This is a genomic window from Streptomyces sp. NPDC002690 (assembly GCF_053592415.1).
Window position 1 is genome coordinate 50,752 of sequence record NZ_JBSFVR010000004.1, and the last position, 14,595, is coordinate 65,346.

A 14,595-nucleotide genomic window follows, 5' to 3' on the forward strand; every position below is an offset into this window, starting at 1 on the left:
GGACCAGCCGGAGGGTGGCGCGGGTTCCGTCACCGGCGCCCGCGCCGCAGCCGCTGTCCGGCGGCCTCCCTGGCGGGTGCGTCGTGGAGTAGCGCCGTCCGCCGGGCGGGTCCGGCGGGCAGGTCCGGCGGTTTCCGGTGCTTGCGTGCCGGAACCCGCCGGGCAGGCGGGACCTTCACCGGACGACCTCGATCCCCGGGTCCACCGCGTCGGTCCGTAGGCAGCGGTCGCACCGGCTCTGCTCGGGGGCCCGGAACGCCCGGTCGCAGGCGGGGCAGTTCTGCATGGGGAGGACCGTCGGACGGTTCGGCGCCGGTCGGCTCCCGCGCTCGGTGGGGAGCGGGAGCGGTGGGGGAAGTTGGCTGGTCAGCCGCCTGGCGAGGAACTTCGCCGGGTACTTCACCTGCGCGGGCAGGTCGCTGAGGAGGGCCTCCCGCACCTGGTCCGTGTGGACGCCCCGCTCCAGCCAGACCGCCACGGTCGGCGCGAGCTCCCGCACGTCCTTCTCGCTGAGCCGTAGCTGCTTCTCCTCGCCCCGAAGCCCGCTGAGCAACTCGGCGGCGACCGCGAGCCGTGCGAGCTCGGCGGCGGTGGGCGCGGCCGGCTGGACCGGCTGCGGGAGGGAGGCGCGGATGGAGGCGGCATTGGGCACGGAGGGTGGCGCAGGGGCAGCGGGTGCCGAAGGCTCAGCGGGTGCGGGTGCGGGTGCGGGTGCGGGTGCGGGCGGGGTGGGTGCGGGGGCCGGTGGCTTCGGCTGCGGCTGCGGCTGCGGTGGAGCGTCCGGCTCCGTACGTACGGCCTCGACCAGCGGCGCGTCCGGCGCTGGCGGCTCTGTACGTACGGAGCCGACCAGCGGCGCGTCCGGCGCGTACGGTTCGGCGGCCGTGAGCACCTTTGCGGGCGCCTCCGCGTGAGCCCGGGGGCGTTCCATGGCGGCGGCGGTTGCCGGGGCGGGCGACGCGTCCTCAATCGCAGCCGCGACGGCCACCGGCTCCCACAGTTCCCGCAGCGCGTCCGACGCCGTGCACATCTCCCGTACGGGACGCTGCTGCGCACCGCTCCGAACGTGCGCGGGCCGGGTGCCGTGACGCCGGGCGGTGGCCGGAGAGCCCGCCCGCTGCCGGGGTACGGCGGCCGGCCTCCGCCCGAGTGCCTTCGGACCGGAGGCCCTCCGCTCGGCGGCCTGGCGCTCGGCCACGGCTGCCCGGGCGGCGCGGTCGTGGTGGGCGGCGTCGGGGTGGTTGTACGCGATCGTCCGCGTCATGAACCGGCCCTCGCCGACCCGGTCTCGGGGGCGGTCCAGGTACCCGCACCGCTCCAGCTCGCGCATGGCCCGCGCGATGGTCTCGGCGCCCTCCTGGAAACGCTCGGCGAGCGCCTTGATGCCCACGCGGCGGCCGGGCGGCAGCGACTGGATGTGCACGGAGACGCCGATCGCGACGAGCGAGAGTTCGGGGTGCTGCGCCAGATGGTTGCCGACCACCACGAACTCGCTGGTGAGCGGCACGGTGACGTGCGAGAGCCCGGTGGTCCGGGTGCGACTGCGGTCGATGACCACTGTCTGGGCGCGCGGGTGCGCGCTAACCTCATGGGTATCCATTGGGAAGCGTTGATCTTCCTGGTTGGTCAGGCCCTCGATCGGGATGCCAGTCCCGGCGGGGGCCGTCCTATGTCTGGTGCGGGGCGGATGCCCCTGCTGTTGGGGGGAGCATATGCCTGCCAACCGGACGAAAATCTAGCTGAGTTACCGAAACTCACCCGTCCGGGTGAGGACACGCCGGGAGGTGCCGATCGGCCCTCGAACCGGCCCGTGATCGAGCCCCGAACCGTCCGGTGGTCGGCCTCCGAACCGTCCGGTGGGGGAGGGGTTTGGTTTGGTTATTTCTCACGTTCTTTCAAGCTTTTGGAGTCCCGAAGCGCCATGTCCCCGCGTCCCAGGACACGGCGGACGGGGTCCCGTTCCACCGGGTCCCGGGAGGCGGGACCCGGTGGGCGGAACGCTCCGGAACGTGGGCGGCCCAGGAGTCAGGACCCGGTGAGCGCCACCTCCGCCCACACGGTCTTCCGGGGGAACGGCCCGTGTTCCACGCCCCAGCGCTCAGCCAGAGCCTCCACGAGCACCAGCCCCCGCCCCGACTCGGACTCCACCCCGGAGGCCCGTACTCGTGGCAGCCGCTCCCCGCGCGTGTCGACCACCTCGATACGGAGCGTGTCGTCCGAGAGGGTGAGCGCGAGGCGGAAGTCGCGGCCCTGGACGTACCCGTGCACCACCGCGTTCGCGGCCAGTTCCGCCACCACCAGAGCGGCCGAGTCCGGCGCCAGTCCCCAGTCACGCAGCTGCTCCGTCGCCAGCAGGCGGGCCAGCCGGGCACCCCGGGGAGTGGCCGAAAGCTGAAGCGTGAACTTCCCCGAGGTGGCGCGCGGTTGGATGATTTCTTGGTTCATGTCACTCAGCGTGGCCACAGTTCACTACGCTGAGAAGTGCCGACGCGGGTACGGACGGTGACTGTCCAGTCGTGGCCCCCTCCTGTCCACTTCGTACGGCACTGCATGCCTGAGCGACGGGTCGAGAAGGCGGGGAACTCCGATGCTGGAGGAAGACGGCAGGGACGGTACGACGGACGGTCTGGACGAGCTGGACGTCGGCGACTTCGGCTTGGAGGACGACTCCGGCGCGGTGATCGCCGCCGTGGGCAGACAGATCCGCCTCTGGCGGGAGGCCGCCGGCATGCGCGCCGCCGAATTCGGCCGGGCCATCGGCTACGGCGAGAACCAGATCTACAAGGTCGAGTCCGGCAAGCGCATTCCCAAGCCGGAGTTCCTGGACAAGGCGGACGAGGTGCTGGGCGCGGGCGGGAAGATCGCCGCGATGAAACAGGACGTGGCGGAGGCGAGGTACCCGAAGAAGGTCCGGGACATGGCCCGGTTGGAAGCGGACGCAGTGGAAATGGGCGCGTACACGCACCAGACGCTTCATGCCCTCCTCCAGACGCACGAGTATGCCAAAGCCCTCTTCGGGACGCGCCGTCCCCTGTATTCCGCTGAGGTCATCGAGAGAGCCGTGGCAGCCCGGACCGCGCGGCAGAACGTCATCGGGAAGTCAGAGACCGTGCCGGTCTTCAGTTTTGTCCAGGATGAGGCAACGCTTCGCCGCCCGCTCGGAGGCAAGCTCGTCCAGCGGGGACAGTTGGAGCGTCTCCTCGAACTGGGGCAGATGCGCAACGTGGAGATTCAGGTGATGCCGACCGATCTTGAGGACCATGCCGGGCTGATGGGAGGCTTCCGTATCCTCCGGCTCAGAGGCGGTACTACCTTGGGATACACGGAGGTTCAGCACCTGTCGATGCTGATCACCGAGCCTCGTGAGGTCCAGATGCTGGAGATGCAGTACGGGAGTATCCGGGCGCAGGCGCTCACTCCAAGAGAGTCGCTTGCCTTCATCGAGAAACTGCTGGGAGAGACATGAGTACCAAGCCCACGGTCGAAGAGATTTCGGCGTGGTTCAAGAGCAGTTACAGCAGCAGTGACGCCAATTCCGACTGCGTTGAGGTCTCTACGACTGCCTCTGCTGTCCATCTGCGGGACTCCAAGACCATCTCGGGTCCGCAGATCAGGTTCCGGGCCGCCACCTGGACCGCGTTCGTCGGGTTCGCGGCCGAGAGCTGACCACGCCCCGGAAGTACGGGAGCGACTGAGGCGCGGGCCGACGCGCCTCGTGCCCTGTGCCGCCCCCACCTGCGGCGCTCCCAGTCCCGGCCCCCACCGTCACCCCGCCGCCAGTACCTCCACCCCCACCTCCGCCACGAGCCGCTCGATCACCGGGTCGCCCGGATCGGCGTCGGTGATCAGGCCGGTGACGCGTTCCCAGGGCAGGACGCGGTACTGCGAGGCCGTGCCGATCTTCTCCGAGGACGCCAGGACGTACGTCTCCGCGGCCCGCGCGGACAGGGCCCGCTTCATGGCCGCCTCCTCCGCGTCCCCGGTCGTCAGCCCGGCCTCCGGGTGGACGCCGGTGACGCCGAGCAGGCAGAGATCGGCGGAGACGTAGCTCGCGGCCTCGACCGCCGCCGCGCCGCAGGTGACCGCCGAGTGCTTGAAGACGCGGCCCCCGAGCAGGTAGAGCTCCGCCCGCGGGTGGTCGATCAGGGCCGCGGCGATCGTCGGGCTGTGGGTGATCACGGTGCAGGCGAGATCCGGCGGGAGTGTGCGGGCGACCGCGAGGGCGGTGGTGCCGCCGTCCAGGATCAGTGAGCCGCCGGGCCGCACCAGGCCCGCCGCCACCGCGGCTACCCGCTGCTTCCCGTCGGCGGCCACGTCCTGCCGGGCGGCGTAGTCGACCACCGCCGGAGAGACGGGCAGCGCCCCGCCGTAGACCCGCTGGCACAGACCCTCGGCCGCGAGGTCGCGCAGGTCGCGGCGGACGCTGTCCTCGGAAATGCCCAGCTCGGAGGCGACGTCCTTGGCGACGATCTTGCCCTCGCGGGCGAGCAGACCGAGTAGGTGATCGCGGCGTTCAGCAGCAAGCATGCACGTTCTCTCCTGTTCTTGCGTGTTTCTGCATGTAGTGTAGACGGCATGAACGGCACACAGGTGGCGAACAAGCCCATGCTCATCCTGATCGCAGGCCCCTACCGGTCCGGCACCGACGGCGACCCGCAGGCCATGGCCGACAACCTCCGCAGCCTCGAAGGCGCCGCCTGGCCGGTCTTCGCCGCCGGGCACGTTCCCGTCATCGGCGAGTGGGTCGCGCTGCCCGTGCTGCGCTCGGCCGGCGCCGGTCCCACCGACCCGCTCGCGGACGAGGTCCTCTACCCGGTCGCCGACCGGCTGCTCGCGCACTGCGACGCCGTACTCCGCCTCCCGGGCGAGTCCGCCGGTGCCGACCAGGACGTCGCCACCGCCCGGCGCCGTGGCCTGCCCGTCTACTTCGAGGCGAGCGAGATCCCCCGCCGCACGCCGGGCGAGGTCGCGTGACCGCCCGCCCCGGCATCGATACTCCCGACCATCGGGGCCGTACCGGCCTCGACCGGGCGGGCCGCGGCCTTGACCGCAATCCTGACGTTGTGGTCCAGGCCGTCGAACTCACTTCCGAGGGCTGGCACGTCCTGCGGCGCACCACCTTCGACCACCGCCGCCGGGACGGCCGCTGGGAGACCCAGCAGCGCGAGACGTACGACCGGGGCAACGGCGCCGTCGTCCTGCCGTACGACACCGGGCGGGGGTGCGTGCTGCTCACCCGGCAGTTCCGGTACCCGGCCTACGTCAACGACCACCCCGACGGCATGCTCGTCGAAGCCGCCGCCGGGCTGCTCGACGCGGACGACCCCATTACCGCCGTCCGCCGCGAGGCTGCCGAGGAACTCGGCGTCACCCTCGGCCCGCTCACGCACGTCTTCGACGCCTACATGAGCCCCGGGTCCGTCACCGAACGCCTCCACTTCTTCGCGGCCCCGTACACGGAGGCCGACCGGACCGGAGCCGGTGGCGGCGTGGAGGAGGAGGGAGAGGACATCGAGGTCCTCGAAGTGCCCTTCGCCGAGGCCCTCGCCATGACCCGCGACGGGCGCGTCACCGACGGCAAGACGATCATGCTGCTGCAATGGGCGGCGCTGGACGGCCCGTTCGCGCCCTGCCGGAACCCGTGACGGCTCACGCCTCGCCGTCGTCGGTGGCCGGCCCGGTGGCGGAGGCCGTCCTCCGCAGTGCGGCGTCCACGGCGGCCACGTGGCGGGCGACCGGGCCGAAGGAGATCAGGCCGCTGCCCGCTCCGGCGTACTCGCCCTCGGCTGCGGCGAGTTCCGTACGGGCCCGGCGCAGGACGGGCAGATGCCCCACGGACGTGGCGGCACGGGCGAGTACGCACCACAGGGCCTCCTGGAGCAGGTCGTGCGGGGGCCGGGGAACGTTCGTCAGCGCCTGACGGGCCTCCTCGGTGGCGCCCGACGCGGCCAGCAGCAGGGGTTCCAGCCATGGGCGGTACGGGCCCGGGTCCAGGCCCGCGAAGTCACCGGGACCGGGCAGGGCGTCACCGCGCATCACGGGGACCAGCGCGACCAGCGCGGCGGCCCCCCGGGTGAGGCCGGGCATGCCGCACTCCGCCGTCTCCGCCAGAACCCGCGCGTACCGGTGGCGGGCGGCGGGCCGGCCCTCGGCCTCGCAGGTGCGCAGTGCCCGGTACCAGGCGGTGAACACACCGGCGAGCGGACGTTCGTTGCGGTGTGCGAGCCGGTCGATCTCCTCCGCCTCGATGTCCGCCTCCGCGAAACGGCCCTGGCCGGCGAGAGCCTGGAGACGGACGATGCGGCCCAGAACCTCGTGCCCGGGGAGCTGGTGGTCGATGCTCAGCCGGGTGAGTTCGACGCCGAGGGCGTCCCGGCGGGCGGCCGAACCGCAGGCGGCGAAGGCCTGCATGAAGGCGCCGTTGAGCGCGAACGCGAGAAGCGCGGGGTCGCCGAGGCGCCGGGCCAGCCGGACGGCCTCCTCGGCGGCGCGTTCGGCGCGCAGGCGCCACGGTTCGGCGGCGGGGGCGTCGCCGGCTCGGGGAAGCGGGGCGTCCGAGGCAGCATCTCCCCGGGATTCGACAGCCACCACGGAGAGCAGCCGGGCACGCAGGGCGGCAGGCCCTCCGGGGCCGAGCCGGGCGGCTGCGCGGGCCGCGGCCCGTGACAGCTCCCCGGCGCCGTCCGGGTCGTCGGCGCGGGTCCACACGGCGGGTACGTCGTAGGAACCGATGATCCGGGCGGCCAGTTCCGGGTCGCCCGTCGTCTCGGCCGCCGCGACGAGGTCCCGCCGGTGCCGGTGTGCCTCTTCCAGGCCGTCGGGCCCGGTGACCGCGAGGTCGCGGAGCAGGCCGGCGGTGGCGTGCAGCCGGGCCCGGGCGCGGGCGGGCACCGAGCGGTCCCAGGAGGCCGCAGCCCGGTCCCAGACGCTGTCGGCCACTCCGGCCGGCTCGGCGGCGGAGTCCGACGGACCACCGAGGATGCGCGCCTCGGTCCGATCCAGGGCTCGCCCGGTACGGTCCCCGCCGCCCAGCGCGTCACGGGCTCGGGCCAGCACCCGCAGAGCCTCTCCGTGCCGCCCCGCACGGTCGAGCGCGGTGGCCAGCAGCACCCAGCCGTCCTCCCGGCCGGGGTGGGCGGCGACGTGGGCCCGCAGGTCGGCGACCGCGTCACGGGCGGCGCCGGTCGTCAGCTGGGCGTCGGCACGCCGCTCGACCGCGTCGAGTCGCAGCGCCTCCAGCCGGGCACGTTCGGCCGCGGCCCACGCGACGGCGGGGAAGTCGGCCAGCACCGCTCCCCGCCAGCACACGAGTGCCTCGTCCCACAGGGCGACCGCCGCGTGCGGCGGCGCCCCGGCGGCACGGGCGGCCGCGTCCTCGAACCGCCAGGCGTCCACCGACCCGCGATCCGTACGCAGCGCGTAACCGGGACCCTCGGTGACCAGCAGGCGCGAGGGCCGCCGGGGCGGACGGTCGGCTTCCAGCGCGCGGCGCAAGGCCGCGACGAACGTACGGACCGCGCCGACCGCACCCGCCGGGGCGTCGTCCTCCCACAGGTCGGCCACCAGCCGGCCGACCGGCACCACCCGGCCCCTGGCGATCAGCAGCCGGCCGAGCACCTCCCGGTGGCGGGGTGCGCCGAGCGGGAGCGGCGAACCGTCGGCCGCCCAGGCGGCCACCGGGCCCAGCAGTCCGAACTCCACGCCCACGACAGGGGTCCTTTCACCGCCGGGGCGCGCGTCCACTCATCGATCGCTGATCCGGCGCCCACAACCTGGATGACGTCCCCGGACGGCCCGGCTCACCGAGGCCCGAGGTCCGGATCGTCCACTCTGCCATCTCTCACAGGAGTCGTTGTGACAGCCCTGAGCATTCCCGGTTTCACCGAGCACCGCGTGACCGTCGACGACGGCGTCACCCTGAGCGCAGCCGTCGGCGGCGCGGGCGCCCCCGTCGTTCTGCTGCACGGTTTCCCGCAGACCCGCCTCATGTGGCGGCACGTCGCCGCCGACCTGGCGGCGGATCACACCGTCATCTGTCCCGACCTGCGTGGTTACGGTGCCAGCGACAAGCCGGCCGAGACCGGCCCCGATGTCTACGCCAAGCGCACCATGGCCCGTGACGTCGTACGCCTCGCCGCCGGACTCGGCCACGACCGGTTCGTCCTGGCCGGTCACGACCGCGGCGCCCTGGTCGCCTTCCGCGCCGCGATGGACCACCCGGACGCCGTCGCGCGCGCCCTCTTCCTCGACGTCCTGCCGACCCTCGACATGTGGGACGCGCTGCGCGGCGTGAACGGCGCGGTCGGCTTCCACCTCTACCTGATGGCCCAGGCTCCCGGCCTGCCCGAGGAGATGATCCAGGGGGCCGCCGACACCTTCTTCGGCTTCTTCCTCGACGCCTGGACCAAGAACCCGGACGCGATCCCCGCCGACGTCCGCGCCCACTACCTGGCCGCCTCGGCCGCGGCCGTCCCCTCCGTCGTCGCCGACTACCGTGCCTCGGCCGGTGTGGACGTGGACCACGACACCGTGGACAGGGAAGCGGGCAACAAGCTGGCCATGCCGGTGACCGTCCTCCAGCAGGACTGGGGCGCGGCCCTCGGCTACCACGCCCACAGCCTGTGGAGTGCCTGGACCGACGACCTGGAGCACCGCACGGTGTCCTGCGGCCACTTCATGGCCGAGGAAGACCCCCGGCTGATCGCCGAGGAGATCAGGGCGCTCGCGACCCGCTGATCAGGCGCGCCGGAGTCGGGTACGGCGGCCCGGTGACGGGCAACCCGTCACCCCTGCCCCGCCGCACCCAACTCCGGTGCGGACTTGGACCGTTCGTTCTCCTCCGTCGCCCGGAAGGCGGCCCCCCACGCCCCGGCGAGGCCGTCCCGGGCGGCCTCCAGGCCGGCGGCCGTGTTGCCTCCGGGTACGGCGACCCGGTCCACGACCTCGTCCAGCGAGGCGCCCTCCCCGAGCAGGCGGCTCAGGGCGTGCAGGCTCTGCGCGACGAGGGCCCCGGCCAGCTCCCTCGACAGCGGGGCGCCCCGCTGCTCCTGGGCGTCCACCATGGCCCGGGCGGCCCCGGCCAGCAGCGCCGGACCGCAGGACGCCAGGTCGGTCGCGGCCCGGCCCTGGCCCTCCTCGATCACGAAGGGCGTGGAGAACGCCCGGAGCAGGCCGAGCAGCTCCTCGGTGGCCTCGGCCACCAGGCGCGGGCCCGGGACCAGCAGGGTCGCCCCGGCCCCCTTGTCGTTGCCGACGCTCGGGATCAGCTTGGCCACCGGGCCGGGGACCGCGTCCGCGAGAGTGCGCAGCGGCAGGCCGTTGTTGACGGTGATCACGAGGTGCCGGGTGGTGAGCCCGGGCCGCAGCTCGTCCAGGACCGCCGGCAGGTCCGCGTTCCGTACGCACAGCACGATCACGTCGGTGTGGTGGGGCAGCTGCCTCAGGGCCAGGACCGTCGCGGCGGGCACGGTCTCCTGGAGGCGCGCCACGCTGGACGCGGACCGGCCCGCCGCGAACAGCAGGCCGGGTGCGACCGCCCTGCGGAATCCGGATGCCAGGGTCAGCCCCATCCGGCCGAGACCCACCACGCCCACTGCTCGGTACTCGCTCATGGCGCACAGCCTGGCAGAAGCGGACGGACACGATCACGCGAACGTGCGCAGCCGCCGGTGCCGCGCTCCCGCGAGACCCGGCCGCGACTCCCGTGTGCTCCCGTACCTCAGGCGCGCTCGTGCCCGGCGTCTCCCGTCGCGGTGGAGCGGTTCAACTGGCGTGCCCAGAGGGCCTTCTGGGCGAGCAAGGTGAGGGTGCCGGCCAACACGATGCCGCCCAGGTTGGCGAGGAGCTGCTGCGAGGAGCCCACGGTCTGCGCGTAGTCGGAGTAGCTGAACGCCACGGCCGCGTTGGCCGCCGCCGGGACCGTGGTGACCGAGATCGTGACCCCGATCAGGGCGGCCGACTTCGCCGAGGTGAGGGAGAGGGTGCCCGCGACGCCCGCGAGGAAGGCGACCACGAAGGACATCCAGTCCGGCTGCCAGATGAAGCCGGTGTTCGGCCGGTCGCCCTCGACCATCGCGCGGGTGAAGAGGCCACACGCGTCCAGCAGCCACGCGAACCCGGCCGTCAACACCATCGCCGCCGCGAAACCGCCCACCAGCGCGACCAGCGAACGGGACACCAGCCGCGGCGCCCGCTGCACCAGAGCGGTCGAGACCCCGGCCAGGGGCCCGAACTCGGGCCCCACCGCCATCGCTCCGACGATCAGGATCGCGTTGTCCAGCATCACGCCGACCGCCGCGAGCATGGTGGCGATCGTCAGGAACGCGACGTACGTGATGCTGAAGGTCGACTCCTCGTGGGTGACCTCCGTCAGCTCCTCCCAGAGCACGGCGTCCGCACCGTCGCCGGGTGCCCGCTCCTCGGCCTCGTCGGCGTGGGTGGAGAGGGTGAGTTCCGGGTTCTCCACGGTGATGGAGCCCTCGCGGTCGATCCCGAGCCCGCGCAGCGCCCCGATGAGCGGGTCGCCCGCCTCCCGGGCCACGTCGCAGAGCACCAGGTCACCGGCGGGGGAGCGGGCCGCGCCGGGCAGGACCACGAGGTGCGTGGCGCCCACGCTCCCCTCCAGCAGCCGCACCACGTCGTCGGTGCGGTCCGCCGGGACGATCAGGCGCAGATGCAGCACGGGGCCACTCCCAGGGGTCGGCGCCGGACCGTGCGGCCCGAGCTGTGCGGAGCATCAGGGTGGCACGGCACCGCGACGGCGCCGGTTCCCCGGGCCCTGCGGCCAGGCCGGCGACCCTTGCCGCCCGCCGCGAGCGCGGGTGATCGGGCCCCGCTCCCCCCGCGCGGAGAATGCCTGCCGGCGCCAGGTCGGCGGGGCGGCGCAAGGGCGCCGGCGGCCCCGTGGGGCGTGCCCGCGTTTGAGCAATCGCTCGTGGGGGGTAAGATCCTCGGCCGATTGGCCAGGGTCGCTTCCCGTATGGCACACTGGCCAGGTTGCTCGGTTGAGTGTCAATGCTGCGCGCCTCCCGCCGGGAGGACCGGAAGCGAGTCCCACAGTACTCGTCGGCCCTGTACGGGTCGGAAGTACGGGAATCTTCCGGGAAGCGTCAGAGGGGCATAGACCAGGCACCCGGTGGGCGTTCCGCCCCCGATCTGCTCTTCATTGAGCGCAGCGCGGTCTTTGGGCCCGCACCCCCTTGGTTGGGATCTCCTTCGGGAGATTTTCGTAGAGGGGATGCGACACGCCCGACCGCGTGGGTCGGATGCGGAGGACTGGAGAACCCCCGGGTTCCAGAGCGTTTCGAGAGACAGGACTACTAGTAGCCATGGCGGGACAGAAGATCCGCATCCGGCTCAAGGCCTACGACCACGAGGTCATCGACTCCTCGGCGAAGAAGATCGTCGAGACGGTGACCCGCACTGGTGCGTCGGTCGCGGGCCCGGTGCCGCTGCCCACTGAGAAGAACGTGTACTGCGTCATCAAGTCGCCGCACAAGTACAAGGACTCGCGCGAGCACTTCGAGATGCGGACGCACAAGCGCCTCATCGACATTCTCGACCCCACGCCGAAGACGGTTGACTCGCTGATGCGTCTCGACCTGCCGGCCGGCGTCGACATCGAGATCAAGCTCTGAGGTGACGCGCGAGATGGCTAAGAACATTAAGGGCGTCCTGGGCGAGAAGCTCGGCATGACCCAGGTCTGGGACGAGAACAACCGGGTTGTCCCGGTGACCGTCGTCAAGGCCGGGCCCTGTGTCGTCACCCAGGTCCGCACCAACGACAACGACGGCTACGAGTCGGTCCAGATCGCCTTCGGCGAGATCGACCCGCGCAAGGTGAACAAGCCCCTCAAGGGTCACTTCGCCAAGGCCGACGTGACCCCGCGCCGCCACCTGGTGGAGCTGCGCACCCCGGACGCCAGCGAGTACACGCTGGGCCAGGAGCTCACCGCCGAGGTGTTCGAGTCCGGCGTCAAGGTTGACGTCACGGGCAAGAGCAAGGGCAAGGGCTTCGCCGGTGTCATGAAGCGTCACAACTTCAAGGGCCTCGGCGCCGGTCACGGCGTCCAGCGCAAGCACCGTTCCCCCGGTTCGATCGGTGGCTGCGCCACCCCTGGGCGTGTCTTCAAGGGCATGCGCATGGCCGGTCGCATGGGTAACGAGCGCGTCACCACCCAGAACCTGACCATCCACGCGGTTGACGCGGAGAAGGGTCTGCTCCTCATCAAGGGCGCGGTCCCCGGTCCGAACGGCGGCCTCGTACTGGTCCGTACCGCGGCCAAGGGGGCTTGAGGTAATGAGCACCATTGACATCCTTTCGCCGGCAGGCGACAAGGCCGGTACCGTCGAGCTCCCCGCGGAGATCTTCGACGCGAAGACCAGCGTTCCGCTGATCCACCAGGTCGTTGTCGCTCAGCTGGCCGCTGCCCGTCAGGGCACGCACAAGACCAAGCGTCGCGGCGAAGTCCGTGGTGGTGGCCGCAAGCCGTACCGCCAGAAGGGCACCGGCCGCGCCCGCCAGGGTTCGACCCGCGCGCCGCAGTTCGCCGGCGGTGGCGTCGTCCACGGCCCGCAGCCGCGTGACTACTCGCAGCGCACCCCGAAGAAGATGAAGGCCGCCGCCCTCCGCGGTGCCCTCTCGGACCGGGCGCGTCACTCCCGCATCCACGTCATCACCGGCGTGGTCGAGGGTGGAGTCTCCACCAAGGCCGCCAAGACGCTGTTCGGCAAGATCTCGGAGCGCCCCAACCTGCTCCTGGTCGTCGACCGCGCCGACGAGGCCGCGTGGCTCTCCGCGCGCAACCTGCCCCAGGTGCACATCCTGGAGCCGGGCCAGCTCAACACGTACGACGTGATCGTCTCTGACGACGTGGTCTTCACCCAGGCCGCTTTCGAGTCCTTCGTGTCTGGCCCCCAGACCGCTGAGACCGAAGGGAGCGACGCCTGATGAGCACGGCGACCGTTACCAGCAAGACGTACTCGGACCCGCGCGACATCCTCGTGAAGCCGGTCGTGTCCGAGAAGAGCTACGCGCTGCTCGACGAGAACAAGTACACGTTCATCGTCGCGCCCGGCTCCAACAAGACCCAGATCAAGCAGGCCGTCGAGGCGGTCTTCTCGGTCAAGGTCACCGGGGTCAACACGATCAACCGTCAGGGTAAGCGCAAGCGCACCAAGACCGGTTTCGGCAAGCGCGCCGACACGAAGCGCGCCATCGTGACCCTCGCCGAGGGCGACCGTATCGACATCTTCGGCGGCCCGACCTCCTGACGGAGGTAGGGACGTCCAGGATCCGGAATATTTCCGAGGACTGAGAAAACATGGGTATCCGCAAGTACAAGCCGACGACGCCGGGCCGTCGTGGCTCCAGCGTCGCCGACTTTGTCGAGATCACGCGGTCCACGCCGGAGAAGTCGCTGGTCCGCCCCCTGCACAGCAAGGGCGGCCGTAACAACACCGGTCGTGTGACCGTTCGCCACCAGGGTGGTGGCCACAAGCGCGCCTTCCGCGTGATCGACTTCCGTCGTCACGACAAGGACGGCGTGCCGGCCAAGGTCGCGCACATCGAGTACGACCCCAACCGCACCGCGCGCATCGCGCTGCTGCACTACGCGGACGGCGAGAAGCGTTACATCGTCGCTCCGAAGGGCCTGAAGCAGGGCGACCGTGTCGAGAACGGCCCGACCGCCGACATCAAGCCCGGCAACAACCTGGCGCTGCGCAACATCCCGGTCGGTACGACCATCCACGCCATCGAGCTGCGGCCCGGCGGCGGCGCGAAGTTCGCCCGTTCCGCCGGTGCCTCCGTGCAGCTGCTGGCGAAGGAGGGCACGATGGCCCACCTTCGTATGCCTTCCGGTGAAATCCGGCTGGTCGACGCCCGCTGCCGCGCCACCATCGGCGAGGTCGGCAACGCCGAGCAGTCGAACATCAACTGGGGCAAGGCCGGCCGCATGCGCTGGAAGGGCGTTCGCCCGACCGTCCGCGGTGTCGCGATGAACCCGGTTGACCACCCGCACGGTGGTGGTGAAGGCAAGACCTCCGGTGGACGTCACCCGGTCTCGCCGTGGGGTCAGAAGGAGGGTCGTACTCGCTCGCCGAAGAAGGCATCGAGCAAGTACATCGTCCGCCGCCGCAAGACGAACAAGAAGCGCTAGGAGCGGGTTTAGATGCCGCGCAGTCTCAAGAAGGGGCCCTTCGTCGACGGACACCTCATCAAGAAGGTGGACGTACAGAACGAGGCAGGCACCAAGAACGTCATCAAGACCTGGTCCCGTCGCTCGATGATCATCCCGGCCATGCTGGGTCACACCATCGCGGTGCACAACGGCAAGATCCACGTCCCGGTGTTCGTCACCGAGTCGATGGTCGGCCACAAGCTCGGCGAGTTCTCGCCGACTCGCACCTTCCGCGGCCACGTCAAGGACGACCGGAAGTCGAAGCGCCGCTAACGCGGGGTGGAAACGACTATGACTCACACCGAAGGGACAACCATGGAAGCCAGGGCCCAGGCGCGGTACATCCGCGTCACGCCCATGAAGGCCCGCCGAGTGGTGGACCTCATCCGTGGCATGGATGCCACGGAGGCTCAGG

The 14,595-nt window shown here is 71.6% G+C and carries 17 protein-coding genes and 1 pseudogene; 12 read left to right on the forward strand and 6 right to left on the reverse strand.

Annotated elements, in window-relative coordinates; all coding sequences use genetic code 11:
• Window positions 1-175 precede the first annotated feature (175 nt).
• Both ACWD3D_RS01225 and ACWD3D_RS01230 read right to left on the reverse strand, forming a co-directional pair.
• A complete protein-coding gene (locus ACWD3D_RS01225) occupies window positions 176-1,600 on the reverse strand; it encodes a hypothetical protein (protein ID WP_451458839.1) in 1,425 nt (474 codons plus the stop codon).
• 425 nt (window positions 1,601-2,025) lie between these two features.
• Window positions 2,026-2,445 carry an ATP-binding protein gene (locus ACWD3D_RS01230; protein WP_451458840.1) on the reverse strand — a complete coding sequence of 140 codons (420 nt, stop codon included), beginning with the start codon at window positions 2,443-2,445 and terminating at the stop codon, window positions 2,026-2,028.
• A 142-nt stretch (window positions 2,446-2,587) separates the two neighbouring features.
• Here ACWD3D_RS01230 and ACWD3D_RS01235 point away from each other — a divergent pair, with 142 nt between their 5' ends.
• Window positions 2,588-3,466, forward strand: coding sequence for a helix-turn-helix domain-containing protein (locus tag ACWD3D_RS01235; protein WP_451458841.1), 879 nt, complete (start codon window positions 2,588-2,590; stop codon window positions 3,464-3,466).
• The gene (locus ACWD3D_RS01240; RefSeq protein WP_451458842.1) at window positions 3,463-3,666 is read left to right on the forward strand and encodes a DUF397 domain-containing protein; all 204 of its coding nucleotides are present in this window, start codon (window positions 3,463-3,465) and stop codon (window positions 3,664-3,666) included. The genes ACWD3D_RS01235 and ACWD3D_RS01240 overlap by 4 nt, the downstream gene beginning before the upstream one ends.
• A gap of 99 nt (window positions 3,667-3,765) precedes the next feature.
• On the opposite strand, the gene ACWD3D_RS01245 is transcribed toward ACWD3D_RS01240, so the two are convergent.
• Entirely contained in the window at window positions 3,766-4,527 is a 762-nt protein-coding gene (locus ACWD3D_RS01245) for a DeoR/GlpR family DNA-binding transcription regulator (RefSeq protein WP_451458843.1), read from the reverse strand.
• 63 nt (window positions 4,528-4,590) lie between these two features.
• Between ACWD3D_RS01245 and ACWD3D_RS01250 the strand changes: the two genes are divergently transcribed.
• Together ACWD3D_RS01250 and ACWD3D_RS01255 are read left to right on the forward strand one after the other, a co-directional pair.
• The gene (locus ACWD3D_RS01250; RefSeq protein ID WP_266710547.1) at window positions 4,591-4,974 is read left to right on the forward strand and encodes a DUF4406 domain-containing protein; all 384 of its coding nucleotides are present in this window, start codon (window positions 4,591-4,593) and stop codon (window positions 4,972-4,974) included.
• Entirely contained in the window at window positions 4,971-5,645 is a 675-nt protein-coding gene (locus tag ACWD3D_RS01255; protein ID WP_451458844.1) for an NUDIX domain-containing protein, read from the forward strand. Before ACWD3D_RS01250 ends, ACWD3D_RS01255 begins: the two co-directional genes overlap by 4 nt.
• A 4-nt stretch (window positions 5,646-5,649) precedes the next feature.
• On the opposite strand, the gene ACWD3D_RS01260 is transcribed toward ACWD3D_RS01255, so the two are convergent.
• On the reverse strand, window positions 5,650-7,707 hold the full coding sequence (locus ACWD3D_RS01260; RefSeq protein WP_451458845.1) for a BTAD domain-containing putative transcriptional regulator: 2,058 nt from the start codon (window positions 7,705-7,707) through the stop codon (window positions 5,650-5,652).
• Between the two features lie 147 nt (window positions 7,708-7,854).
• Between ACWD3D_RS01260 and ACWD3D_RS01265 the strand changes: the two genes are divergently transcribed.
• Window positions 7,855-8,736, forward strand: coding sequence for an alpha/beta fold hydrolase (locus tag ACWD3D_RS01265; RefSeq protein ID WP_451458846.1), 882 nt, complete (start codon window positions 7,855-7,857; stop codon window positions 8,734-8,736).
• A gap of 47 nt (window positions 8,737-8,783) precedes the next feature.
• Here the strand turns inward: ACWD3D_RS01265 and ACWD3D_RS01270 are convergent, their stop codons facing one another.
• Window positions 8,784-9,611 (reverse strand): pyrroline-5-carboxylate reductase family protein, encoded by an 828-nt coding sequence (locus ACWD3D_RS01270; RefSeq protein WP_451458847.1) that lies wholly within the window; start codon window positions 9,609-9,611, stop codon window positions 8,784-8,786.
• A 115-nt stretch (window positions 9,612-9,726) separates the two neighbouring features.
• Window positions 9,727-10,681: pseudogene (locus ACWD3D_RS01275) on the reverse strand (DUF389 domain-containing protein); the annotation flags it as partial.
• 646 nt (window positions 10,682-11,327) lie between these two features.
• Between ACWD3D_RS01275 and rpsJ the strand changes: the two are divergent.
• The 7 genes from rpsJ to ACWD3D_RS01310 form a co-directional block, all read left to right on the forward strand.
• Window positions 11,328-11,636 carry a 30S ribosomal protein S10 gene (gene rpsJ, locus ACWD3D_RS01280; protein ID WP_003948644.1) on the forward strand — a complete coding sequence of 103 codons (309 nt, stop codon included), beginning with the start codon at window positions 11,328-11,330 and terminating at the stop codon, window positions 11,634-11,636.
• 13 nt (window positions 11,637-11,649) lie between these two features.
• Window positions 11,650-12,294 (forward strand): 50S ribosomal protein L3, encoded by a 645-nt coding sequence (gene rplC, locus ACWD3D_RS01285; RefSeq protein WP_275493820.1) that lies wholly within the window; start codon window positions 11,650-11,652, stop codon window positions 12,292-12,294.
• 4 nt (window positions 12,295-12,298) lie between these two features.
• A complete protein-coding gene (rplD, locus tag ACWD3D_RS01290) occupies window positions 12,299-12,949 on the forward strand; it encodes a 50S ribosomal protein L4 (protein ID WP_266705246.1) in 651 nt (216 codons plus the stop codon).
• Window positions 12,949-13,272 (forward strand): 50S ribosomal protein L23, encoded by a 324-nt coding sequence (rplW, locus tag ACWD3D_RS01295; RefSeq protein ID WP_266705244.1) that lies wholly within the window; start codon window positions 12,949-12,951, stop codon window positions 13,270-13,272. Before rplD ends, rplW begins: the two co-directional genes overlap by 1 nt.
• A gap of 50 nt (window positions 13,273-13,322) precedes the next feature.
• On the forward strand, window positions 13,323-14,159 hold the full coding sequence (rplB, locus tag ACWD3D_RS01300) for a 50S ribosomal protein L2 (RefSeq protein WP_328721286.1): 837 nt from the start codon (window positions 13,323-13,325) through the stop codon (window positions 14,157-14,159).
• Window positions 14,160-14,171: 12 nt separating this feature from the next.
• On the forward strand, window positions 14,172-14,453 hold the full coding sequence (gene rpsS / locus ACWD3D_RS01305; RefSeq protein WP_023539342.1) for a 30S ribosomal protein S19: 282 nt from the start codon (window positions 14,172-14,174) through the stop codon (window positions 14,451-14,453).
• Between the two features lie 42 nt (window positions 14,454-14,495).
• On the forward strand, window positions 14,496-14,595 hold a 100-nt coding region (locus ACWD3D_RS01310; RefSeq protein ID WP_451458851.1), incomplete at its 3' end, for a large ribosomal subunit protein uL22.